At 42.0% G+C, this 23,988-nt stretch carries 25 protein-coding genes, 1 tRNA gene and 2 pseudogenes; 8 read left to right on the forward strand and 20 right to left on the reverse strand.

The window, feature by feature from the left end; translation table 11 throughout:
* Window positions 1-125, forward strand: a pseudogene (locus IM462_RS09810) (IS982 family transposase); the annotation flags it as partial.
* Between the two features lie 189 nt (window positions 126-314).
* Window positions 315-1,310 carry a lysylphosphatidylglycerol synthase transmembrane domain-containing protein gene (locus tag IM462_RS09815; RefSeq protein WP_287699769.1) on the forward strand — a complete coding sequence of 332 codons (996 nt, stop codon included), beginning with the start codon at window positions 315-317 and terminating at the stop codon, window positions 1,308-1,310.
* Window positions 1,311-1,331: 21 nt separating this feature from the next.
* On the opposite strand, the gene kaiC is transcribed toward IM462_RS09815, so the two are convergent.
* The 3 genes from kaiC to IM462_RS09830 all read right to left on the reverse strand — a co-directional run bounded on the left by kaiC (window position 1,332) and on the right by IM462_RS09830 (window position 4,388).
* Window positions 1,332-2,894, reverse strand: a complete 1,563-nt coding sequence (kaiC, locus tag IM462_RS09820) for a circadian clock protein KaiC (protein WP_194015761.1) — start codon at window positions 2,892-2,894, stop codon at window positions 1,332-1,334.
* 193 nt (window positions 2,895-3,087) lie between these two features.
* Entirely contained in the window at window positions 3,088-3,402 is a 315-nt protein-coding gene (gene kaiB / locus IM462_RS09825; RefSeq protein WP_002733742.1) for a circadian clock protein KaiB, read from the reverse strand.
* Window positions 3,403-3,458: 56 nt separating this feature from the next.
* Window positions 3,459-4,388, reverse strand: a complete 930-nt coding sequence (locus tag IM462_RS09830; protein ID WP_287699770.1) for a circadian clock protein KaiA — start codon at window positions 4,386-4,388, stop codon at window positions 3,459-3,461.
* Between the two features lie 278 nt (window positions 4,389-4,666).
* Between IM462_RS09830 and IM462_RS09835 the strand changes: the two are divergent.
* Window positions 4,667-7,043, forward strand: a pseudogene (locus IM462_RS09835) (ATP-binding response regulator).
* Between the two features lie 401 nt (window positions 7,044-7,444).
* Here the strand turns inward: IM462_RS09835 and IM462_RS09840 are convergent.
* From IM462_RS09840 to IM462_RS09880, 9 genes are all read right to left on the reverse strand, one after another.
* On the reverse strand, window positions 7,445-7,804 hold the full coding sequence (locus tag IM462_RS09840; RefSeq protein WP_287699772.1) for a putative toxin-antitoxin system toxin component, PIN family: 360 nt from the start codon (window positions 7,802-7,804) through the stop codon (window positions 7,445-7,447).
* The gene (gene vap15 / locus IM462_RS09845) at window positions 7,782-8,018 is read right to left on the reverse strand and encodes a type II toxin-antitoxin system VapB15 family antitoxin (RefSeq protein ID WP_069473938.1); all 237 of its coding nucleotides are present in this window, start codon (window positions 8,016-8,018) and stop codon (window positions 7,782-7,784) included. Before vap15 ends, IM462_RS09840 begins: the two co-directional genes overlap by 23 nt.
* A 102-nt stretch (window positions 8,019-8,120) precedes the next feature.
* The gene (locus tag IM462_RS09850) at window positions 8,121-8,324 is read right to left on the reverse strand and encodes a hypothetical protein (protein WP_287699773.1); all 204 of its coding nucleotides are present in this window, start codon (window positions 8,322-8,324) and stop codon (window positions 8,121-8,123) included.
* Between the two features lie 50 nt (window positions 8,325-8,374).
* A complete protein-coding gene (locus IM462_RS09855; RefSeq protein WP_002732780.1) occupies window positions 8,375-8,680 on the reverse strand; it encodes a helix-turn-helix domain-containing protein in 306 nt (101 codons plus the stop codon).
* The gene (locus tag IM462_RS09860; RefSeq protein WP_002734817.1) at window positions 8,677-9,051 is read right to left on the reverse strand and encodes a type II toxin-antitoxin system RelE/ParE family toxin; all 375 of its coding nucleotides are present in this window, start codon (window positions 9,049-9,051) and stop codon (window positions 8,677-8,679) included. The genes IM462_RS09855 and IM462_RS09860 overlap by 4 nt, the downstream gene beginning before the upstream one ends.
* A 435-nt stretch (window positions 9,052-9,486) precedes the next feature.
* Entirely contained in the window at window positions 9,487-9,783 is a 297-nt protein-coding gene (locus IM462_RS09865) for a helix-turn-helix domain-containing protein (RefSeq protein WP_002731911.1), read from the reverse strand.
* Window positions 9,776-10,060: a type II toxin-antitoxin system RelE/ParE family toxin gene (locus tag IM462_RS21000; protein ID WP_502845510.1), complete on the reverse strand. Its 285-nt coding sequence runs from the start codon at window positions 10,058-10,060 to the stop codon at window positions 9,776-9,778. Before IM462_RS21000 ends, IM462_RS09865 begins: the two co-directional genes overlap by 8 nt.
* Window positions 10,061-10,433: 373 nt before the next feature.
* Window positions 10,434-11,843: a caspase family protein gene (locus IM462_RS09875; RefSeq protein ID WP_287699774.1), complete on the reverse strand. Its 1,410-nt coding sequence runs from the start codon at window positions 11,841-11,843 to the stop codon at window positions 10,434-10,436.
* 3 nt (window positions 11,844-11,846) lie between these two features.
* Window positions 11,847-12,374, reverse strand: a complete 528-nt coding sequence (locus IM462_RS09880; protein ID WP_287699775.1) for a hypothetical protein — start codon at window positions 12,372-12,374, stop codon at window positions 11,847-11,849.
* A gap of 89 nt (window positions 12,375-12,463) precedes the next feature.
* On the opposite strand from IM462_RS09880, the gene IM462_RS09885 reads away from it, so the two are divergent.
* The 3 genes from IM462_RS09885 (at window position 12,464) to IM462_RS09895 (ending at window position 14,019) form a co-directional block, all read left to right on the forward strand.
* Window positions 12,464-13,270 (forward strand): hypothetical protein, encoded by an 807-nt coding sequence (locus tag IM462_RS09885; protein WP_287699776.1) that lies wholly within the window; start codon window positions 12,464-12,466, stop codon window positions 13,268-13,270.
* A 258-nt stretch (window positions 13,271-13,528) separates the two neighbouring features.
* Complete coding sequence (locus tag IM462_RS09890; protein WP_002793567.1) at window positions 13,529-13,759, forward strand: hypothetical protein; 231 nt, start codon at window positions 13,529-13,531, stop codon at window positions 13,757-13,759.
* Window positions 13,756-14,019, forward strand: coding sequence for a ParE family toxin-like protein (locus IM462_RS09895; protein ID WP_002734998.1), 264 nt, complete (start codon window positions 13,756-13,758; stop codon window positions 14,017-14,019). The genes IM462_RS09890 and IM462_RS09895 overlap by 4 nt, the downstream gene beginning before the upstream one ends.
* A 111-nt stretch (window positions 14,020-14,130) precedes the next feature.
* Here the strand turns inward: IM462_RS09895 and IM462_RS09900 are convergent, their stop codons facing one another.
* The 3 genes from IM462_RS09900 to IM462_RS09910 form a co-directional block, all read right to left on the reverse strand.
* Window positions 14,131-15,555, reverse strand: a complete 1,425-nt coding sequence (locus IM462_RS09900; protein WP_287699777.1) for an AAA-like domain-containing protein — start codon at window positions 15,553-15,555, stop codon at window positions 14,131-14,133.
* A 192-nt stretch (window positions 15,556-15,747) separates the two neighbouring features.
* Entirely contained in the window at window positions 15,748-16,095 is a 348-nt protein-coding gene (locus tag IM462_RS09905; protein ID WP_287699778.1) for a YkgJ family cysteine cluster protein, read from the reverse strand.
* 157 nt (window positions 16,096-16,252) lie between these two features.
* Window positions 16,253-16,324: transfer RNA gene (locus tag IM462_RS09910), tRNA-Val, on the reverse strand.
* Between the two features lie 81 nt (window positions 16,325-16,405).
* Here IM462_RS09910 and IM462_RS09915 point away from each other — a divergent pair.
* Window positions 16,406-16,942, forward strand: coding sequence for a metal-binding protein (locus tag IM462_RS09915; RefSeq protein WP_287699779.1), 537 nt, complete (start codon window positions 16,406-16,408; stop codon window positions 16,940-16,942).
* Between the two features lie 76 nt (window positions 16,943-17,018).
* Here IM462_RS09915 and proC read toward each other — a convergent pair whose 3' ends face one another.
* From proC to pipX, 4 genes are all read right to left on the reverse strand, one after another.
* A complete protein-coding gene (gene proC, locus IM462_RS09920; RefSeq protein ID WP_287699780.1) occupies window positions 17,019-17,831 on the reverse strand; it encodes a pyrroline-5-carboxylate reductase in 813 nt (270 codons plus the stop codon).
* Window positions 17,832-17,962: 131 nt separating this feature from the next.
* Entirely contained in the window at window positions 17,963-18,535 is a 573-nt protein-coding gene (locus tag IM462_RS09925) for a cell division protein SepF (RefSeq protein ID WP_287699781.1), read from the reverse strand.
* A gap of 320 nt (window positions 18,536-18,855) precedes the next feature.
* Window positions 18,856-19,515, reverse strand: coding sequence for a YggS family pyridoxal phosphate-dependent enzyme (locus IM462_RS09930; RefSeq protein ID WP_287699782.1), 660 nt, complete (start codon window positions 19,513-19,515; stop codon window positions 18,856-18,858).
* 3 nt (window positions 19,516-19,518) lie between these two features.
* Complete coding sequence (pipX, locus tag IM462_RS09935) at window positions 19,519-19,791, reverse strand: transcriptional coactivator PipX (protein WP_002800387.1); 273 nt, start codon at window positions 19,789-19,791, stop codon at window positions 19,519-19,521.
* 507 nt (window positions 19,792-20,298) lie between these two features.
* Between pipX and IM462_RS09940 the strand changes: the two genes are divergently transcribed.
* The gene (locus IM462_RS09940) at window positions 20,299-21,840 is read left to right on the forward strand and encodes an NAD(P)H-quinone oxidoreductase subunit N (protein WP_287699783.1); all 1,542 of its coding nucleotides are present in this window, start codon (window positions 20,299-20,301) and stop codon (window positions 21,838-21,840) included.
* Window positions 21,841-21,939: 99 nt separating this feature from the next.
* Here IM462_RS09940 and IM462_RS09945 read toward each other — a convergent pair whose 3' ends face one another.
* Window positions 21,940-23,973 (reverse strand): N-6 DNA methylase, encoded by a 2,034-nt coding sequence (locus tag IM462_RS09945; protein ID WP_287699811.1) that lies wholly within the window; start codon window positions 23,971-23,973, stop codon window positions 21,940-21,942.
* Between the last annotated feature and the right edge of the window lie 15 nt (window positions 23,974-23,988).

The raw sequence follows: 23,988 nt of genomic DNA on the forward strand, positions 1-23,988 counted from the left end.
AACATTCTCGTCACCGAAGCCCGGTCAATTTTTGTGTCAACGTCTTGTGTGGCTTAATTGCTTACTGTCACCAACCCAAGAAGCCCTCCCTCCAAATGGACTGGGTTTTACCTCAATCTGCTTAACCCGAACTCAGGTTACCTTATCAAGAGGGGCAGGGGGGATCGAACCTAAAATCCATTTTTAATTTAATTATAACCAGCTACTTAAGTCATAATTCCCGCTCTTTTATATCTTTTAAACAGGATTTAGTATAACTACTTCTTGCCTTTTGCCTATATCTTAACCAAGAAATTAATTTTACACGACTACTTATGAAATATCTTAAATTTATCTTTCTGGGTTTAGGTTTTGTTTTACTAGGGGTAATTTTACGCAAAACAAATCTGCAAGAAGTTTGGCAACAAATCACCCTAGTCGGTTGGTGGGGAATGACATTAGTAATTATTTTTTATTTCCTAGAATTTCTCACCGATGTTTTTACTTGGCAACTAACTTTTAAAAGTATTCCTATCCAACCTCGATGGACAATTCGCCTATTATTAATTTACATGGTAGGGGCAGCCTTTAATCGCGTGACTCCCTTCGCTTCCTTGGGAGGAGAAGGTTTTAAAGCAGTGATGTTAAAAACTCACTATCAGATTAGCTACAAAGAAACCAGTGCCTCGATTATTCTGACAAAAACGTTAAATACTGCTTCCCTTGTCTTCTTTGCAATTATCGGTTTTTTTCTGCTCCTAGCTTCTCCAAAATTCTCCAATTCTTTTAAAACTTTTACTGGATTAAGTCTTGCTATATTCTCCAGTTGTATCCTGATATTTTTCTTGATTCAGCGATTCCGTTTATCCTCCCGAATAGTTAATCGATTAGGTCATTCTTTTTTAGGTGATCGCCTAGCTAAACCTTTAGAAAATCTTCGCAGTGTCGATGATCGTTTAGGAGAATTTTACCGGAATCTGCCCCTATTTAGAAATGGCTTGATCGTCGGTTTTCTAAATTGGCCCCTAGGAGTTTTAGAAATCTATGTTTTAATGCAGTTTCTCCAACATCCGATCAGTTTTGCCGATGCTTGGTTATTTGATTCCGTTGCCCAATTGGTGCGCGCTGGGACCTTTTTTATTCCCGCTAATATCGGTACTTTAGAAGGTTCTTTAGTGCTGCTGGGTGCTTCCTTAACTGGTAGTCTAGAATTAGGTTTAGCGATTTCTCTAATTCGCCGGGTTAAAGATATTCTCTGGATTATATTAGGTTTGTTGATCTGGTGGTTATTTTCCTTAAGACCGACTTTACCCGATCGCTCTTCAAAATAATCTCCATCAGTCAACTCCCGATTATTCATCCTGTAATTTTTCGCGTACATTGCGAACAATCCGCGATAATTCAGTCTTTTCATCGACGCTAATTTTAGTTGGGGAACCACTAATAATCCGCTCGTAATTGCGGAAAGAATCCTTGATATCCGCCCCGTCCTGACTGATAGTATATTCACGAATCCCTTTATCGTGCCAAGAACCGCGCATCTTAAAGACGTTAATCGCTCGCGACATTTCGCCGCGAATTTCCACATACTGCAGCATTAAAATTGTGTCCGTAATCGTAGAAATATGGGATTCGGTGATCGAGTGCGCTCCCATAAATTGGTCGGTGGTATTGGTGAAAAATCCCGTAATTTCCTCCTGTTTGGCGTATCCTGTCACCCCGATCACAAATTGCCGAAAAGCATTATTTGTCACCCCCCGCGCGAGCGCCGATAGAGAATCGATGGCAATGCGGGAGGGTTTAAATTCCGAGATTTCCGACTTAATCATCTGTAAATGGTCTTCTAATCCCGCCGATTCCGGGTAAGAACACAATAATTTTAATAATCCCTTGCGTTCCATCTCCTCAAAATCGATCCCCCAAGAAGAAGCATTTCGGGACAATTGGGCGCGAGATTCTTCATAAGCGAACAAAATCGCCCGCTCACCGCGCCGACAGCCTTCTTCCAGAAATTTACTGACTAAGAGAGTTTTACCCGTACCTGTTGCTCCTGTAGCCAAAATAATCGAATCCTTGAAAAAACCGCCCCCACACATATCATCGAGGGTTTTTACTCCCGAAGAAATGCGGACATTAGAGGAGCGCTGAGTTAAACGCATCGCACCGAGGGGGAAGATATTAATGCCATCATTGGTGATAGTAAAGGGATATTCGCCCTTCATGTGGGTTGTTCCCCGTAATTTGAGGATTTCTGCGGTTCTACGTCGTCTTTCTCCCTCTAGCACGTTCCGCATAATTACCACATTATCAGAGACAAATTCTTCTACACCAAAACGGGCCACCGCTCCGTATTCTTCGATACGTTCCGTGGTCATAATTGAAGTCACTCCTAATAATTTTAACCTGGCGACGAGCCGAAAAATTTCCCGCCGCACCACTGACACCGCTTCGTACTGCTGAAAAACAGCAGTTACAGAGTCAATTGATACCAGTTTTGCTTTATATTTGGTAATTGCGTATTGAATGCGCTCGATCAAGGCCGAAAGATCAAAACTACCCACCACCTCTTGACCTTCCGGATCCGGAGAAGCATCGAGAATAAATAACTTACCCTGGTCAATTAATTCTTCTAAATCCCAACCAAAACTATAGGCATTTTGGATAATATCGGTGGGAGATTCTTCAAAAGTAACAAACAGGCCTGGATAGTCAAAATACTTGATCCCGTGGTAGAGAAATTGAACGGCAAGCAGGGTTTTTCCCGTGCCAGAAGTGCCACTCACTAAGGTAGTTCGCCCCATGGGTAAACCACCGTGAGTGATCTCATCAAAACCTTCAATTAGGGTTCTAATTTTGCGAACACCTTTCGGTTTAATCGGTGGATTCGATTGGCTATTAGAGTTAGATTGAGTCATTATTTATCCAGCGAGTATTTAAAGAGTAGGATTTTTATCTAATTTTTCCACAGAAACATATCAAGCCTGACTAAACACTTTACACTATCTCGATTTCCATTGACTCTTGACTTTCCCATAGAGGTACTAGATTAAGCCCCGATCATTTCTTCTTCAATCAATATAACCCGTCTAATCAACTATGGACAAAGACCTAGCTATCATTTTCTCGTTCACGAATTTCCTCGTATAGTAAGTCTAAACCGATCAGAACCTTCTCTCGATCGGACAAATCACCGATAATTTTCCGCACTGGGGGAGGGAGGACTTTCGCAAGGGTAGGAGTAGCGAGAATCTTGTCTTCCTCCGCTAGTTGCGGGTTTTTCAGCACGTCAATCACCTTGAGCGCATAAACTCCCTGAAATTCCTCTTCTAGGATATTTTTCAGGGTTTTTAAGGCTCGCACGGAGTTGGGGGTGTTCCCGGCGACGTACAGTTTTAAAACATAGGTTTTTTTAAAGACGCTCATAGGTTAGGATCAAAGGGGCTGGGGATATGAGTTCATCGCTATTTGTCTGGGATATTTTAGTCTATTCCCAATAATAAATCATAAGGGATATCCTCGCGAGGTATGGAACGACGGTACATTTCTCCTAGGTGAGCAAGGATATCAATGAGAGCGAGACGATAATCTAGGAGAATTTCCTCACTTCTGCCTTCTAATTTTAACTGTTGGGAAAATTCATCCATTAACTCCATGTGAATTTCCAGAATTTGCGACACTGAGAGATCGGTAAAAAAGACATTATTAACCAATTCATCGATCGCTTGATTAATCGGATAATCCTGTAGGAAGTAATTTAAAATAATCTCCCGATAATCTCTTCTTACTTCCCGCAGTAATTCGTTTTTTTCCTCCGGGGCAAGATTGCGATAAAACAGCTGCGGGTTGCGTTTGTAGTAAACACCTAAATAGCCGAGTCTTTCTTTTAATTTTTCCGCTAAACGGCGCTGTTGTAGGAGGAGAAAACTGTGATTATTGGCCACGGGATTCGGTTGGTTAACAATCGTAGTACGCTCGGAAAAAGAGCAATTAGGAGCTAAATGGAGAAATCTAGCGATCGCTTGGTCGATGACCGAGGTGATGCTGTCTAATTCCTTGACGGTGATTTGTAATTCGGCACTATGATAGAGACAGGTGGGAGAGTCATTCATCTCAGGAGCGATGTTTTTGTCAGCGACAATGATCACTACTGGCAGTAAAATCCCCCCTTCGTAGAGTTGATTAAAAGTCGGCTGTAGGGAAGGATGAGAGACCACCAGCAAACAATCAATTTTTTCCTTCTCTGCCTCGATATTAGCCAGTAATTCGCTAGAAGAAGACCCCAGGGTTAGATTATAGCGTTCATTAGCCAATAAAGCCGTCAAAGAATTAACCAGCCCCGGGGGTGAACTCACTCCCGTCAAGGGTGGGTCCGTTGGGACAAAAGCATAAATAGTCAGTCTCAGAGGCAACGTTTTCTCACCCGCAAGGTAGATAGAAATTGACAAACAATAGGTTAGGCTTTCTCTGTTGAGAAGACAACCCCCCCCGCCATCAGCTAAAGGAAGTTAAAGTTAACTTGGCTTTTTGGCAGTGGGTATCGTAGTTAATTGTAATCAATGGAGCGGTTCTCTAGATGAGCGAGCGTCATAATCAAGATAAATTCAAGTTCTAGGACGACTAATAGTTTGGCCATCAGTTTGTTAATTATGCCCTAAAGTTACCGCCACCGCCCTCCCCAATTATCCCCATGCCTAGCGTTACCCTCAGTCTCCATCACTTTAATCAATCTGTCACTACCTGTGAATTAATTATCGACAGGGCCAGTCTTTGCGATTTAATTAACAGGGGCAATCCAGAAGCGATCGTGGTGGTGGATGAGCGGTATTGTCCCCTAGGACTGATTGAGAGTCAAGCCCTGATTGCTTACCTCCTCTATCAACAACAGCACCACGAAACCAGAAACCCCTCCTGCAACCGTCTCGATCTAAGCGGTTGGCTGCGTCCAATTATCCCTCTTAACTCGCGCATGGCCGTGAGTGAGTTTCTGGCTACCCTGACGGGGGAAGCGCTCGCAAAAGCCCCTATTTTAGTGGATGCTCAGGGCAAACTGTTAGGACGCTTAGACACGGGCAAACTTCTGCAATTTTGTCTCGGGCGCTCGATTCTCGATGATCCTCCCCCGCAGCTCCGCATCAGCGATCGCATTACCCCCCCCCGCAGCGATCGTCCTCTGGAATTTCTGGAACAATTACCGCTGCCGCTGCTGCTCTACAGTCCAGAAGCAGGGATTTTATACCAAAATCAGGCTTGGTGTCAACAAATCGGGGCGGCTTTCCCCGCTAATATCGATAACTCTGCCTTGGCTTTAGTTAATGACCCCTTAACCCTCCCATCCCCCACCCCCCCCCCTGTTTCCCCAGCGTCTAGAAACGGTGACATCGGGTTTAGCCAAGACTTGGCGACTGTTGTCCGTGCCGTTAAATTTGGCGGATAATTATCCTTTGATCGAGAAAGCTTCGGGACTATGGTTACTGTTGGCCACCGATATCACCGAACAACAGCAATATTGTCAGGAATTAGCGGTTAAAAATGCCGATTTAGTCCATTTAAATCGTCTTAAGGATGAATTTCTCGCCTGTGTTAGCCATGAGTTTAAATCGCCCCTCACCGCCGTTATCGGTCTCTCCAGTCTGCTCCGCGAACAAAAAATCGGTGAACTTAACCCCCGACAGTCCAAATATGCCGATTTAATCTATCGCAGCGGTCGCCAGTTGATGGCTTTGGTCAATGATCTCCTCGATTTAACCCGCCTAGAGACAGGACAACTACAATTAACTTTATCTAGAGTCAAAATCGATCGCCTCTGTCAACGGGTTTACGATATCATCGTCGATAAATATCCCCAACGTCTCGATCTCCCCAGCAGCTATCATCTTGACATCGAATCGGGGTTAGACTATGTTCTGGCCGATGAAGCCCGTTTACAACAGATGTTAGTGCATTTGTTAGATAATGCGGTAAAATTCACCATTGATGGCGGTAATTTGGGTATTAAAGTTAATCGTTGGGAAAATTGGCTGGCTTTTACCGTCTGGGATACAGGAATCGGTATTCCGGAAGAATCCCAGCATCTGATTTTTCAGAAATTCCAACAGCTAGAAAGTCCTTTCACCCGTCAATTTGAGGGCGCCGGTTTAGGTTTAGTCCTCAGCCAAAAATTAGCACGCTGTCACGGTGGCGATCTATCTTTTGTCTCCAAAGCTCGGGAAGGCAGTCAATTTACTTTACTACTGCCACTTCATCCCCAAGGTGTAGATCAGGAGTCAGCCACTCCCCAGCGTCTGGTGTTGCTGGTGGAAGCTAATCCCCAAGTGATCGAACAGTTTGTCGATCGCTTAGGTGAATTGGGATTAAAAGCCATTATCGCTCGTAGCGGCACTGAGGCGATCGAAAAAGCCCGGCAGTTAAAACCCCGTTGTGTTTTTCTCAATCCCAATCTACCCCTCTTGTCCGGTTGGGATGTGTTAACGCTGCTCAAATCCCATCCCCAAACCAAAGATATAAAAGTTATTGTCACCGCCGCCGATTCCGATCGCAACCGCAGTCAACAGCAAGGGGCCGATAGTTTTCTGGTTCCGCCGATCACATCGGCTGCGCTGCAAGCTTGCCTGAATCTGACCGTTTCCCCTGTTCCTAGCCGCAAACGGCGCACTGCTCCGACTCTGCTGCGTTTACACGGCCATTATGCCCCCAATTTCTCCGATTTATCTTCCTTTAGCTGGATTTGGAATAATCAATTAGTCCGGGAGAATTATCGTTTTATCGAGGCCGATAGTTGCGAACAGGCGGAACTTTTAGCTACTGTCTGGGAGGTGGACGCTATCTTAATCGATAGTTCGATCACAGAGGATTTATACTCTTATCTGCAAACCTTGAGCGAGTCGCAAACCCTAGCTAATTTACCCCTAGTCACCCTTGATGTGGCTGTCACCGAGGTAGCCAATCAAATCCCCGGTTTAGTCGTTTTTCCCTGTTTAGCCCCCCCAACGGAAAACCGCATCGAACAGCTATTAAAGGTAATCGAGACTGCTGATCTGGCTTTTTCTCGCCACAAAGAACAGTAAAGGCAAGTCAGGCAAGTCTTGGGAATACAAGCAATGTCGATGCTCTAGCCCGATTTTCCCCAGAAGTTGGCACTAAAGCGTAACTACAAACCTTAACTCAACCTAGAGATTATTAACTCAATTTTCTCAAAAAAATCGACCAGCCGTTAGGTGAGAAAAAGAGAAGAACCGAGAACATTAACGCACCCTACAAATTAAGATGGTGCGTCACGGCGCGATCATAATTTAATTAGGGCTTGCTGAAAAAGTTTTTCGTGGGGGTAGGGTGTGGGGTGTGGGGTGTAGGGTTTTACCGATTTTGAGGGGGTCAATTACCTAATTTTCAGGGAAAAAGTCCCTGAATTTTCCACCCGATCACTCCCATATTTGGTACTTTTTGATTGACAAAAAGTCTAGAAGTCTTATTTAGTTATTCCAAATTGTTGCAAAATTAATAAATCTTGATCGCCTGTAATTAAAAAGTCAGCTTGACTATCTTTGGCTAAGGCTAAAAGGTAGTTATCTTTAGCGTTTCTACAGATATTAATTTTTGATTTAGTCTCAATACATAACCCAATTATGCTTAAAAGCTCAAGTAACTCTTGAACTTTTCTTTGGGAAAAATGCTTTTGTAATTTTGGTCTTTTGGTAACAAGGTTAATCTCATTAAGTAGCTGTGGAGAAAAAATCGGCAGAAGAGTTTTGGCTAACTGTTTACCAATAAGAAAGCTAATCCAAAGGTTAGTATCAATAATAACTTTAATTGGTGGCTTGTTGTCCATAAATTTCAGCCCTAACTTCCTCCACTTCTTCGGTAATTGTCTCTAAGGAAAGCTCATCAGTTTTAAAAGTTTCTAGAAGTTGGGTTAATTTTTGATTTAAAGTTTCTTTTTCGAGTTCTTTACTGAGTTTTATTTTGTCACTTTCTGGGAGTTGTTTAACCAAATCTAAAATCTGGTCAAAGTTTAAGGTTAGTTGGTAGGTTTTTTGGTTCATTTTCTCAAATTATTGTTGATTGATAAAGTTTAATTGCTCGCAGTGCATACTCAAAACAACGTTCCCGAATATCTATTTGTTTTTTCTATTTTTTTTGATAATTCATAATTCAAAAGAAAAGTCCGGTTCAGCCTCTATACAACCGATAAAGTCAGACCAATCTTCTGTTCGCTGCTCTTTCATTTCCTGTGGGTTGGGAGAATATCGTTTTTTGAGAATATCTACAAGTTCAAGAATAGTCTGTTGTGCGTCGGGGGGAAGGGACTCAATATCTTCTTGAATCGTTTCTAGGTTTATCATTGTCATTGTTTAAATGCGCGACATCTTATTCTCATTGTAGCAAATTACTGAAACAATTAGGCTGAAACTAATTCAAATTTAACCTTTATTTTTAGGGCTGTAGCGATGAGATTTAGCAACAAAAAAGAGTTTCCTTCATAGTCAGCATTTTCTAAGGCTTCAATAATAGATTCATCAGTATTAATTAATTCTGCTAAAGCTTTTGTTGAAAGATGATGTGTTTCCTTAATCTTAAATATTTTTCTGGCTACTTCGTCATCAATACGAGCCTTTTCTAATTCTAATTGACGTTCTGGATTATTAGCATAATAACGTTGGTAAAGAATTTGTAAGCCATCGGCTGTCGTTTGGTGTGTATTCATATCAACTCCTGAAAATAGGTGTGTAATTCGGGATTTTTTTCAAATTTAGCTTTGTTTTTAATTGCTTGCTCGATTTCCAGTGGTAGAACTTCTTTTTCTTTAATTATACCATGAGAAATGACCACAGCTTTGTTTTTATAAAAGAAATAAAGAATTCTATAATTTATTCCTTTAAAATTAACTCTCAATTCATAAATTTTGTCCCGCAAAAAGTCTGCTTCTGGTCTGCGTAATTCATATCCTAGTTCTGCCAGTCTTTGTAATTTGATAAAGCATTTGTTTTGAGCTTTGCCAGGAAGACTATCAAGCCATTCTATAATTGGTATATTACCTCTTTCATCTTGGTAAAAAATAAGTTGTATTTTTGGCATATTAAAGCTTTTATATATGTGAGTTTTCTAACAAATGATAAATTAAATAGTGTCAAGTATCGAGTTCCCCAAAAGCTGATGTTTCCGTGAGCAAAACCCCTAAAATTAGACTTGACAAAAGACCTGAGATCGTTATATTCTACAGGTAACAAGCTTTTGCACGAGAGAGCCACGCCCCACGCACCAATTATATCATTCATTCTGCCTGAATATCAAACAAGAACTAGAAACCTGTTACTAGGGAGAGATTACTGCGGGGGGGATATTCGGTAGCAGTTAAATAATCATAATAAAAACCACAGAGGACACAGTAGCGGCTCTTGTCGGGTGCGTTAGTGATAGCGTAACGCAGCAATTTTCTTAAGATGGTGCGTTACGGCGCAATCATAATTTAATTATTAACAAATCTCCTTTAAATACGCGCAAACACGCACCCTACAAGCTACTAACAAGGCTCATTTTGACTCGTTGATTAAGGGCAGTGGCAATTTTTTGTAGCATTATTAGGGGATTGTCTTGATAGTCAGCGTCTTCTAGATCTTCAATAACGGATTGCTCAACATGGATTAGGTCGGCTAGTTGTTGTTGAGTTAATCCAGCATTCATACGAGCGTCATAAATCAATTGTGCGATTTCTGAGTTGAGGGATTCTAGGGCAATTTGTTCTTTGATTGTGGGATCGTCTGCAATCATTTGGTGAATGATTTTTACGGCATCTGTGGTTTTAGGCATTGTTTATTTCTCCTTGATAAGTATGAAGTTCTGGATTTTGTTTAAATTGTGCTTTTCTTTGGATAATTCTCTCGATGTCTTGTGAGGGAACGGCGGAAGTTTTTTTGATAAGAGCATGACCAATAATTGCTATATTTTGACCATGATAAAAATAGAGGATTCGATATTGTATGGTTCCCTGTTTGGCTCTAAGCTCCCAGATATCATTTCTGAGATAATCGGCAGCAGGGCGGCGCAGTTCATGACCTTGTGCGGCAAGTTGTTCGATTTTGGTTATACATTTGGCAAATCCTTTTTATCAGTTTTGAGTAATTTCTGAATCCACTCAACAACGGGCGAGATGCCTTCTACTTCTTGATAAAAGATGATTTTTGTCTTTGGCACGTTTCTTTTTAAATAGTATGCGATGAAAAATCAATAAATGCAATCAGGTGATGGTTATGGGTATCGAATTGCTGGATAGCTCATAACCTCGTTGAAAAGAATTATGCGATCGCCCCTTGTTTATCCCCTAAATTAAACTTAGAAATTCCGCGATAATAGACATCAACATCGTTAAGTATCGAGTTCTGTGAAAAGCAGATGTTTCCGTGAGCAAAACTCCTAAAATTAGACTTGACAAAAAACCTGAGATCGTTATATTCTACAGGTTACAAGCTTTTGCACGAGAGAAGAATCTTCCATCTATTATAAGATCCATCTACCCGATCTGGATCGCCCAGAAGAAACACCGGGAGGTGCGCTTTGGGGGCTTCTCGTCCGAAGGTTAGGTCTGAGTAGTACAACCATCCTACTTTTCTCCAATTTCTCCAGCCGACGCGATCGCCGAACTGGTTCCACACTTCCCCATTATACTCTCTCGTGCCACCGAGACTCTCATAGATTTCTTTCTGAACGCTGAAGCCGAATTTACCTTTACTAGCTGACAACCAAAGCTGGTCAATCATGCGTAAATCTTCACAAGAAAGGTTGTCAATATCTACATCTCTGAACCACCCTTCCTTTTCCCTCTTAGCAGCTTGAAGCATCGCCCTATTTGTTTCCTTATCTGCTTCTTTCCATTTCCCTGCTGCTAGTAGGTCTCGCAGGTTAGTATAATTCACTCCTGTTGACCTAGAGATGAGGGTAGTTCCTGGCTGGTTGAGAATAGGTGAAGGAGTCGGTTTTGGCGTTGGTACAGCAGCAATAGATGGGCTAGGGTTAGGAACAGGTGGGCTAGTCACAATAGGAGAGGTTGTTTCAGTTTTTTGATTAAAAGCAAATTCTCCTATTAAAGAAGATGAAGTCCAAGGAACTTGATAATCATTAGTATCTTTAGCAACATCAGAGCGTACTTTTCGCAGCATTAAATCCACTTCCATATTGGGAGTTTTAATATATTTCAATAAGTAGGAAGTAAATAATCCATTCCGTCCAGTACCATCACTAGCGACTTTTCCCGGCGCAGTAGCAAAAGCAATTAAAGTTCCTGATGCTGCTTGTAATGGTGCTGTTAATCCCCTGCTAGACGACCGCCAAAATTTACGAAAAGGATTATCGCGACAAGCATCTAAAATCACAATATTAATTCGATTACCTGCATCTTCCATTCTGCCGAGTATTTTGCCCAAAGGCATTGACTCATACTCAACATCTTTTTCAGCTTTAATCTGAGCATTAACAGGAATGAGATAATTTTCTCCTTCTACCTCCATTCCATGACCTGCATAATAAAATAAACCGACATAACCTTGATTAATCCGAGTGAAAAACTGATCGAGAGCATCATCCATTTGTCGTTTAGAAGAATCCTTAAGCAAAATTACCTCAAAACCTAATTCCTTCAAAGCATTAGCCATATCTGTGGCATCATTAAGCGGCGTATCGAGCTTACCAACTTGGTAATTTTCATTGCCAATCACTAACGCAATTCTTTGCTGCTGTTGAAGATTAGGCGAATTTTGAGGAACGGGAGTTATTTGACTACGGTTTTTTGGCTCAGTGGAACAAGATGAAACCATCATTAAGATGATCACAGAGATTGCTAATTTACCAAAAATCTTAAGACGGGGAATAAACATAAGTTATTTTTTGGGCATATTGAAGGCTTCTAAAGTCATTTTTTGAGGTGAGTCAAAACTAATTTTAGATAGTACATGAACCTTGTCTTTGATATTAAGTAGCTTCCGCAATTCTTCAGGTGTTAATACCCTATTTAAGTTGACTTTAGCCGACTGGGGAGGATTTTGTAACCTGAAAGCTGTGACAGGAACTCCAGGCCAAGTTTTAACATAACCTCGGATACGAGAAGGAAGAGGTTCACCCTCAATCCAGACATCTCCTTGAAATTCTATCGATTTAACTTGATTCAGAGGAACTGTTTCTGAATAACCCCCCGCCGACAGTCTCAAACTTGCCTGATTAAAAGCTGTTAACCGTCCCGTCAGAGGATTTCCCCGCTTGAGTACCACCGTCGCCTTATCTGGTACAGCCACCTCTAACGCCGTTTCCTGACTGCGGACAGAACCCTGAAGCCATTCTAACCGCCTATCGCTTGCTACTCCCAGCAACAGCAAAGAGAAAATACTCCCCCGCAAAATAGCTTTCATCATCCGACTTAACCCCTCAATATCGAAATAAATAAGAGATGATAGAATTTTAACATCTCCTTTTTCACTTCAACCATCCCAAGCAGTTTGTCATGACTGATCCCGACAATTCCTCAGAATTTAATCCTCTCGGTAAACTAATTAGTGTATTGGTTTTATTAGCCGCCGCTCTTTACTTTACTGGCTGGATTTATCGCTGGGCATACTTTAGCTTTTTTTACCTCGAAGTTACGACTCTGAGTCTTCCTAACGAATCCTTTTATTTTGCCGCTTTTCAAACATTTTTTGGAGACCTTTGGGCAATTCCTAGAAAAATCCTATTTTTATTGGTGATTATAGGTGCTACTGTCATCACCTTTGCTGGGCAAAGATGGCTAATAAAATATCTGAAAAGATTACCGATTGCTTTGAGTAAATCTCAAGCTAAGATCGTTAATTTTTTATCATCCCTATTGAATGAATTTATTATCGTTATTTTTGTACTGATGGCTCTTTTTTGGCTGGCAACCTGGCAAGCAAAAGATGATGCTTGGAAAGATGCTGTTAATGAAACTTCTTCTTTACCGATTGTCACGATTGTTATGCCTCAAGATGCCAGTTTAGGACGAAAATTTAATAATCCCTTAGAAAGTCGTTCCACAAAAACTAACCTACCTAATTTTAGGATTATCGGCGATCTTCAATCCTACAAACGTTTATTAGATAACGAACTTAATGATATTAGTAACCCTGATAAACCGAGAATTTGGCGACTGTTGCTCAAAGGCAATGGTTATTCCTATATTTTCCCAGCGTTACCAAAAAAAGAAGCTAAATTAACCTTTCCCGTCGTGATAGTTTATGAAAGAGATAACGGTGTTCAATTGACAATTCTTAATTCTTCCATCTCCCAACCCTAGCATCTAAAACATAGAATGTAGGCTATGTTAGTCGAGTGCGTAACGCATCATAAACTAGATGGCATAGCGACTTTTTTCGGAAGTATTACAGTGAGCAAGCGTAATTTTTTTTGCGAGGATAATAAAGTGTAGGGTGCGTGTTTGCGGTTACAAATCCGGTCAAAAAACTAAAATTAACAATCCACGCACCGATTATATCATTTTTGGTTTGCGGTGGACGTTGTAGAATAGAGAAAACCTACTACGCTGATAGATACCATGCCCTCTCCTGCTATTACCACGATCATCAAGATGGTTGAGTCTCTGCCTGATGAGCTTCAAGAGCAGTTAGTAGATTATGTTCGAGCTTATATTGCAGAAATTGAAGAAGAAAAACGATGGGATCAGTCGTTTAAACAGACGAAGAATAATCTAGTCGCAGCAGCCCGAAAAGCCAAAGAAGAGATTGCAGCAGGATTGTCCGCGCCGATGGATTATGAGCAGCTATGAATTCCGCAACATTGCCTTCATTTTGGCAGAAGTATCGCGACTTGAAGCCAGCAGTCAAAGCCGGAGCCAAGAAAGCATATCGGTTATGGGTAGAGAATCCGTTTCATCCGTCGTTACATTTTAAGTGTATTGACAGCGACGAAGATATTTGGTCAGTGCGTGTAACGAAGAGTCATCGAGCTTTGGGGGTGCTGTCAGGGGATACAGTGACCTGGTTTTGGATTGGCGATCATGATGAGTACGAAAAGTTTTATTCGTAAAACACAGGAACTACAAGCCTATCCCACTCGAACTTTAAAAACCCCCTTGCCACTCTCCTATACTTTTTAAACAGGATTTAGTATCACTCCCTCATAATGACATTCGATAAACTAGATGGCATAGCGACTTTTTTCGGAAGTATCAAAGTGAGCAAGCGTAATTTTTTTGGCGAAGATAGAAGTTTTTCGAGGCAAAAAAACAGAACGTTGCCGGAAATATTCGCTAAAATATTGACGGTAGAGAGGACAACTGACTCGGCAAAACTTACCTTGTCGGTGAATTAGTCCGAGACTTTCTAGGTGAAAAGCGGCAATTAAATCAATTTCTATGTCTTTTTCTGCCATCACCACCTTAGCAAAGATAGCCGCTAAATTGCCCTTTAAGTATTGCAGATGCCAAAGTAAACGTTTAAGATGGCCTGCAAAAATATTATTTTCCTCGCCGATAGAAGTAGCCAAAATGGTTTCTAGGGTACAATTACCCCGATCAAGATGATAGCAAGCAAGACGAATTAAATAGGGATTACCCCCTAGAAATATCCGTAATTTTTCGGAGTCAAAATTCTGATCTAATCCCTGTCTTTGACTTAATTCTCGTACTTGTGCGCTGGTAAAATTAGGCAATTCGATCGGTAAACCAAGACTGAAAGGAGATTGATAGGTATCTGAGGTTTTATCAAGCTCCTGTGCAGGGGAATAGGCAACAATTAAACGTAATTTTTGCCAGAGAGGTTTGTTTTTGCCTTCCTCGTGCCAGAGGTGCAGAATACTAAAAAATTCTTCCCTTAGCTGTGGATAGGGTAAAAGATATTCAAGATCATCAAAGGCAAGCACTAAAGGGCGATCGAGATGGGGGAGAATATGCTTTTCTAGATAGATTTTACAGTTAATTTTACCCCCTAAGAATTCATCCCAATCCTCTGGGAGATGATTATCTAAATCTAACTGGCGACTAATACTAACGCAAAGCCAACGCAGCCAGTGATTTAAATCTTGAAAAATTGAGCTTTCTGCTAACCGAAAACTGAAATAAAGTGTATGGTATTGCTGTTGTTGAGCATAATTAATAATTCTGGCCATCAGGGAGGTTTTTCCCATTTTTCTGGGTGCGTTAATCCGGATAAGACTACCGCGGCGTAATATCTCTTGATAACAAGTCTGTTCTAGATTATTTCTGTTAATATAAAAGGGGGAATCGAGGGGGACTTGTCCCTCTGGTAATTCAGGCAATAGTTGAGGATTAATAGTATTAGTTTCTGGTAAGTTAGGACGATAATAATCGCTATTTTCTAAAGTTAAATTAAAAGCTTGAAAACAATGTTTCAGGGTTTGTTTATCCACTCCCGATTCACAAGCAAATACCTTCATCAAAGTATCTACCCCTAAAAGAGTTTTCTCGCTGAGGACTTCTAGGGTGAAGCGATAACCGCGATTATCCCGATATTCCGCTTCTTGTTTAGCAGTAAGTAATTTTTCTAGTCCCGTGGTGGTAAGGATAACCCCGCGTCTGCGGCGCTGTTTTTCTGGTTTTTCCATGATAGTTTTTCCCTGTCCTGAACTCAAACTCTGCACCTCTACTAGAGGTTTTGAGTTTCCTATAGACTTCTCCTCAACAGGGAAACAATCAATTCCGTAATTTTACTGGTTTAGCCCTCGAGAAGGTAGGAAAAATAACCAGACCACTTATTTTCTTTCCAGTCCGAGTTATTTCTGGGATAGGGATAAATCTTAGCCTACTTGCTGACGATAGCTATTCATTTCTAGGCTATTTTCCCCATAAAGATCCTCAATGTGTTCATGACAACAATCGATCGCAAATTGATCGAATTCTCCCGGTTCAATTTGATACATTTTGGCAAAAATATCGGGTTGAACACGACAAAATTCTGGTCTCTGGTCATAAATGGTACAGAGACGGGTTTGGCGATCAAAGTTTATACACCAACCTTCTTCCCCCACCATGCTGAGATATTGACTTAATTGTGCGGGAGTCAGATATTCTTCTAAGTCAGGACGCTCATCGGGATTTAGTTGACAACAAGCTCCACAATTTTTAATACATTTCCAATTGGCCATATAACCGCTGTGCTGCGATAAATTAATCCTAGCACCTACTGACTAGCTTACCAGCAATTAGTCCTAATTTTGCCTTCCAGCAACAATTCCCCTCAATAGTTTCAATCTCAACCTGCGATCGGGAGTGAGAGCTTGACTAGGCAAGGATCGAATAAAATGGGCGTTGTAAGGGTCGAACTTACGGCATCCTGCTTGTAAGGCAGGCGCTCTACCACTGAGCTAAACGCCCGAATCAATTTCGCACTTTCTCAGCATAACATATATTTTCAAAAAAGTATATTATTTTTTTGAGCGAGTTAATTTTTTTCCGATGCCCTCTGGTCGAACTCACGATCGCATTACCCTAATTTTGCTGCTACCGATTGCGGGGGCGAGTTTTTTGGTCAGTGGCAGTGGTAAATTAACCCTGTTACTCTTGGCCAGTTATTTGTTTAGCGGATTCCTGTTTGGGCCGGATCTTGACATCCACTCGGTACAATACAAACGTTGGGGTTATCTGCGCTGGTTGTGGCTACCCTATCGTTCCATGATCCGTCATCGGGGTTGGTTATCCCACGGTTTATTGATCGGCACAATTTTTCGGTTATTTTATCTTGGTAGTTTTCTTTTACTAGCGGCGATCATCATCATTCCCATCCTGCAAAGTTTCTGGGGTATAGACTGGGATTGGCGACTGTGGCCGCAGCAAGCGATCGCATTATGGCAACAGTATCCCCGGGTAGCGATCGCTATTTTCCTAGGTTTAGAATTAGGGGCAATGAGTCATAGTTGTAGTGATTGGATCGGATCGGCCTATAAACGTTCTCGAAAAGTGGCTCAAAAACCGGTAAAAAAGAAAAAACGATAACTTTTTCTGGACAAGAATTGCTGCGTATTTGATCACAGATCGACACATCAGTTATGGGTTAAAAAAGATACCAAGATTACTTTTCGGAACTACGCCCTAAATCTTTAGATCTATGATAGGCCGCCACCACTGCCTCGATAATAGTCGATCGAAAAGAGCCTTTTTCTAATTGTCTCACCCCGGCAATCGTCGTTCCCCCGGGGCTAGTGACGCGATCCTTTAATTCACCCGGATGTATGGCCGATTCTTTTAATAGGGTTGCCGTCCCTAAAACTGTTTCTATGGCCAATTGAGACGCGATCGCTCGCGGTAATCCAGCCGCCACACCACCATCGCTTAAAGCTTCCACCATTAGGGCCACAAATGCCGGGCCCGATCCCGATAATCCCGTTACCGCGTCCATCAAAGCCTCGGGAACTTCCACCACCGAACCGACCGCAGCAAAAATATCTCTAGCTACGGCCAGATGTTCTGGTTCCGCATGACGACCGGCTGCGATCGCTGTAACCCCTTGTCCCACCGTGGCGGGGGTATTGGGCATCGTCCGGATGACGGGGCGATCGGGAAAGCCCATTTCTAAGCGATTGAGGGTAACTCCCGCTAAAATCGAGATAATTAGGGGTTTTTCGGGTATTCCCAGCAAACTATTCACTACTTGCTCTAAAATTTGCGGTTTTACCGCTAAGATTAATACCTCAGTTGCTCTGGCGGCTTCCCGGTTATCCTCACTGACTTGCACTCCGTAGGTATTAACCCAAAAGTTACGCCGTTGGGATTGGGGTTCACTGACTAACACCGTTTCGGGACTATAAATATTTTTTTTTAATAAACGGCTGAGAATGGCCTCGGCCATCACTCCACCGCCAATAATTCCTAAGCGAATAGACACAGTATTTTTTAAAGTAAAAAGTAAAAAGAAAAAAAGGCAGATTTAGAGGTCTTACCCAGAAAAAACACATCCTCTCGAGAATCGATCGATTTCTAGCTTCGACAAACTTGACGAGAGGACTCTGGGAGAATTCATTGAGCTAATCGACTGCTTTCGGCGCCCCAAACAGGTGCGGGGGAAACGGGACGAGCCATTTTCGGGTTGTCGGTGATATCGTGAATGGTTCCGGAAAGGGTGCTAACTTTAACGCAGCTGGGGGTAAATAGGAAAATACTCTCACCGATGCGTTCTTGATGACCATCAATTGCATAAGTGCCACCGGCGACAAAATCCACGGCTCTTTGTGCTTCTTCGGGATCCATGACGTTGAGGTTTAAAACCACCGATTTGCGTTCTCTCAGGGTTTGGATAACTTGGGGCATTTCCTCGAAGGAATGGGGCTCGATCACGACCACTTCTGCATTATTGTTGTTAATACCTGGCATACCGATCACGTTGCTTCTGTTGAGTCCCATAGATGTGGCTGTATTGAGATTTAAAGGTTCGCGTTGACGACGATTAAGGGGTTCTTCTTCTTCGTTTTGATCCCTATCTTGCGGGGAAGACTTTTCCCAGTTCATTTCTTCGTAGTCGGTTTCGTCTTCGTCTTCTGGTTGTTCGGAGATGCCGACAAAATCTTTGAGCTTGGTAAAAATGTTGTTCACAGTCTAAGGTCCTTCAAAAGATTTTTTTTGGGTGGTCTTGTCTAGAGTCGGGGTTATTTATTGGCCTTTAACAATTGTTGCTCTCATTTGGTACAGGGGAACTGTTTTGTTAAGGGTTAGTCATTTTAGTCGTCTGGAGGCAGCGGTTAGTTCCCTCTTTTCAGTTATCAGTTATCAGGGGATAGTTTTCAGGGATTGGGAAAAAGTCAATTCCTCATTTCTAACCACCATTTTCTAGACTAGACGCTGTAATTTTAAGATATATTGTCACCAATTATTAAATTTTCTAGGGGTTTTTTCTGTAAATTTACGGAGATGGTTCAGTAAATGCGTTCGCCAAAGATGCCAGTTCCCACCCGGATCAAAGTGGCTCCAGCCTTGAGGGCGAGGGGATAATCGTTAGACATCCCCATGGATAGATGAGGCAGGCATAAACTAGAGCTATTCTCGATTATTCGGGCTAAATCGCTGGTTTTTTCAAAGGCGGCTAACTTTTCCCCAGTGGATAATCCCTGGGGCAGAATTGTCATCAAACCCTGAATTTTTAGCTGTTCACAGTTGACTAAAGCGGGAATATCTGCTAACAATTCGGCCTTGTCCCAACCGAACTTATCGGGATCGGGGACAACTTTCACCTGTAGCAAAACTTGGGGATTAATCTCTAATTCCGCCGCTAGGCGATCGAGTCTTTGGGCTAATTTTAAACTATCGAGGGAATGGATTAAATCAAAAGATTCTAGGACTTTGCGGGCTTTATTTGCCTGTAGATGCCCGATAAAGTGCCAAGAAATATCTGGCAGGTCTTTTAGTTCTTGCTGCTTCGAGATTGCTTCCTGTAGCTTACTTTCAGCAAAATCTCTCACTCCTGCTTGGTAAGCTTGACGGATATAATCGCTCGATACCTGTTTACTGACAGCAATCAGGCGCGTGGAGGGGGGTAGGGTAAGACGGATTGACTCGATACGACTAGCGATCGTCATGAACTAGACTGAAAAGGTTTGTTGATAAGTTTGGTTGAGACTGTTAAATTCTTGCACATTACTGCGCCGTCGCAAATTCCGCAGCCGGTTTTCCACCAAAAGACGAGCATCGGAACGACTAATCGGATCGAACGAGACTTTTTTGGGTCCCACCGTCACCAGAAAAAAAAGACGTTGGGCATAAAGAGTGGTGAATAATTCCTGATGTTCTTCTAATAGACACACTCTGTATAATAGACCGAAAGTAGGATGATTGAGATAGGTTTCGTTACTCATTCAAGCGATCGCTAAAGGAAAAGGATGGAGCGAACTAGAAGGTTTTTCAACAACAAAATCAAGCGGATGGCTCGAAAACAAGTGATTTTTCGGGGGTTTCCCTAGCCTGATTTTACCAGAATCCTTCAATGACAACTAACGATGCCAGTCTATGTCATGATTTCCTGAGTTTTCACTTTTTCCCTGTTAACGTGGATACATTTCGGTGACAACTTGTCACCATCAGAAATTAGCTCTGCTGCAAAAATCAAAGATTTTCCCTTTGCAGAGGAGAATCAGAGACAGGAGGATAAAAAAGACACGAGACAACTACACTACCCATAAAAGCTAAGATTATGTCAAATTTATCTGGGTTTTTAGATATTTTAACCCGATAGCGGCGATCAGTAAACTGAAAAATCACATCTGATCAGTGATCACTGATAACTGATCACTGAATCGCTGATCAAATGCCCTAAGCTTGTATTAAGCCTTTTTTAACTTCAAATTCCTTTAACCTCAATCAATATGGATTTTTCTAGTCTTGTTGCCAGTCAGCTAAACGCCGGCGTTATCTGGCCCGAAGGAATCCTGATTATTACCCTGATGGTGATTTTAATCGGCGATTTAATCGTGGGACGGAGTGCCAGAAGTTGGCTGCCCTACGTTGCGATCGCTGGTCTGCTCGCTGCTGTGGTTGCTCTCTACTTTACCTGGGACAATCCGAAACCAGTGGCCTTTTTAGGGGCTTTTGAGGGGGATAATCTCAGTATCGTCTTTAGGGCGATTATTGCTCTTTCTACCGCCTCCACAGTGCTGATGTCTATCCGTTATGTGGAACAAGCGGGAACCTCCCTAGCGGAATTCTTGGCCATTATGCTCACCGCAACCCTCGGGGGAATGTTCCTATCTGGCGCTAGTGAATTGGTGATGATCTTCATCTCCCTAGAAATGCTCAGTATTTCCTCCTATCTAATGACCGGTTACATGAAACGGGATCCTCGATCGAACGAGGCCGCTTTAAAATACCTGTTAATTGGAGCTTCTAGCTCGGCGATTTTCCTCTATGGTGTTTCCCTTCTCTACGGTTTATCCGGAGGTGAAACCAGTTTAAGTGCCATTGCCCAAAAATTAACCGATGTTAACGGTGGTCAGTCCCTGGCCTTAGCGATCGCATTAGTTTTTGTGATTGCCGGTATCGCCTTCAAAATTTCGGCGGTTCCCTTTCACCAATGGACTCCTGATGTGTACGAAGGTTCACCCACTCCCGTGGTGGCTTTCCTCTCGGTGGGTTCCAAAGCGGCCGGTTTTGCCCTAGCAATTCGCCTATTAGTGACGGTTTTCGGTCTAGTCAGCGAACAATGGCGGTTTATCTTTATCGCCCTAGCAATTTTGAGCATGATCCTCGGCAACGTGGTCGCCTTGGCCCAAACTAGCATGAAACGGATGTTAGCCTATTCCTCGATCGGTCAGGCGGGTTTTGTCATGATTGGTTTAACCGCCGGTACTGACGCGGGTTACTCTAGCATGATTTTCTATCTGTTAATTTACCTGTTCATGAACCTAGGGGCTTTTGCCTGTGTGATTCTCTTTGCTCTGAGAACTGGAACCGATCAGATTGCTGAGTATTCGGGACTCTACCAGAAAGATCCGCTCCTAACCCTCTGTTTAAGCATCTGTCTGCTCTCTTTGGGGGGAATTCCACCTCTAGCGGGCTTCTTTGGTAAGATTTATCTATTCTGGGCCGGTTGGCAAGCGGGACTTTATGCCCTCGTCCTCGTTGGTTTAGTCACCAGTGTGGCCTCGATTTACTACTATATCCGTGTGGTCAAAATGATGGTGGTCAAGGAACCCCAAGAGATGTCCGATGCGGTGAAAAATTACCCCGTTATCAATTGGACCCTTGCCGGGATGCGTCCCCTACAGGTGGGCATTGTCCTCTCCCTAGTGGCCACTTCCCTGGCCGGTATCCTTTCCAATCCTCTCTTTACCCTAGCGACGGATTCCGTCACCACTACCCCTATCCTACAATCGGCGGCCCTGGTGACGCACATTTCCCGGGCGAATTGAGAATCCCTGTTGATTTATCCTAGCTATTCTAGTCCTGTCTTAAGGTTGGGATAAATCAACCACCTTAAGACCTTTTCTAAGCTTAACCTGCTTTTTGCTTTACTCAAATTGGCCAAGTAAAAGACTCATTTGGTTAACAACATTCTCACTTGCTTTTAACGCTTCTTTTCTAATTGCTTGAATTTCAGCCATACTTTTTGCTATTCTCTGCTGTTCAGATTCGGGTGGAATAGGCACTAAAACTTTAGACAAATCATCTACTAAAATAGTAGGAATAGCATGACCTGTCATGTACCTTTTAATCTGACGCAAAAAAAAGTCTGTTCGCATATATACTAATAAAAACAAAGGCTCGACTCCCTGAATATTTCTTAATACTGAAAATCCATTTGAGCAAATTGCTCCGTCTTCATCTTCCGTGATTAGGGCTGTTGCTTGGCGTGGTGTTCCTGTACTTGCTCCTGAAATTGCTGTAATAATATCGCCTTTGTACAATCTATAAGTTGCGCGAGATGGGGCCTCGTGTGCCTTAATTATTTGTTGAGAAACAACTTGCATTGTACGATAATCAACATCGGAAATAGCTATATATCTAATTTCACTATCCCTAGCTAAACGAAAATCAGCCGCCTCTCTCAAAATATCGGCAATTTCACCTAAAGGTTTCGCCCCAATAGATTTTAGATGTTCTAATAATTTTTGGTCATTGGGTAAATAATGTTCGGCATCCAGTCTCGAATTGAGCAGGGTATTCTTAACTGTATAAATACAATCGCTGTTTTGTGCAAATTCCCCATTGATAAATGACCTAAAAGAGCGAGAAATATCATCTATATCATCGTCAACTATTGGCAAACCTGATTTTTTTCGGGCTATAACTCCCGACTCGTCGCGCTTATATATTGTTTGTCCTTTAACGTCATAGCCTATTTTTTTGATTTGTGCCATAAAACAAGAATCATTGTCTGCTGGTAATTTTTGAACTACTAAAAGTGATGTCTTGATTCCTGTACCGTAGGGTACAAAGGCTTCCGGCGGTATGGAAACAACACCTAATATTTTTGTTTGGGAGCGCAACCAATGGCGAATCGGTCCATTAGAGATATTTTGTAATAAACCATCGGGCAGAATAATCGCCATGCGCCCACCTGCGCGCAATAATTTTATAGATTTCTCAATAAATAAAATATCGGGCGACTGACCCGCTAAAACGGCTTGGGAAACTTCCCAACCATTGGACGCTGATTTATGCCATTTTCGGGCGAGAAGATATGATTGAAGAATTTTCTGGTCTTCTACTTTGCCTTTATTTCCGAAAGGAGGATTGGTCAAGATAACATCAAAGGAATTATTTAATTTTTCATCTTCGATAAGCGCATTAGTGCAGATAATTTCTGAACCTGTGCCACCTTCAAAAACTAAACGAATCATTCCCGAAAGAGCGACATCGGGATTAAATTCAATTCCTGTAATACTTTCTTGCACAAAACTTGCTATATCGAACTCTGGGTTATTTTGTCGAACATGGTTGATTGCTTGAATTAAAAAACCACCACTTCCGCAAGCAGGATCTATAATTTTTTCGTTTGGTTTGGGGTCTATCATTTCAACCGCAAGACGGACAATTGGGTGAGGGGTAAAAAATTCTCCCCTATCTCCACGCTGGTGTCTATTTACAAAAGTCTGAAAGGCTTCCCCTTTTATATCGCCAGATGTTTTAGTTAAATTAATGTACTGTAACCTGCCTACAATATAAGCAAGAGTCAAAGGTTTTAACTTGAATGTGTCATCGGTGAAAAATCCCCGATAATGATTCTTGATGGAGGTAAATAATTGACTGAGACGCGACATAAATTCATCGGACTTATTTGCTACGATGGCTTTATATTCATTTGCTGTAACGCCAAAATTTACAGATTGCTTGGCAGATTTTTCATCATGAAGTTTGATGATGATTAGTTTAACCATCTCGTGAAAAATCTTGTCTTTGAGCATTCCTTCGTTGGCGTAAATATAATTATGGCACTCTTCAAAAACTGCGGAAAGATTGTTAGAAGGTCGTAATTCCTGAATTTGCGGGAGTTTTTCAGGTAACAGGCTATCTTCGGAAAATAACAATCCTTGCTCTTTCATTTTTCGAGTTTGCTG

The sequence above is a fragment of the Microcystis sp. M144S2 genome, assembly GCF_020246065.1.
Classification (GTDB): domain Bacteria; phylum Cyanobacteriota; class Cyanobacteriia; order Cyanobacteriales; family Microcystaceae; genus Microcystis; species Microcystis ichthyoblabe_A.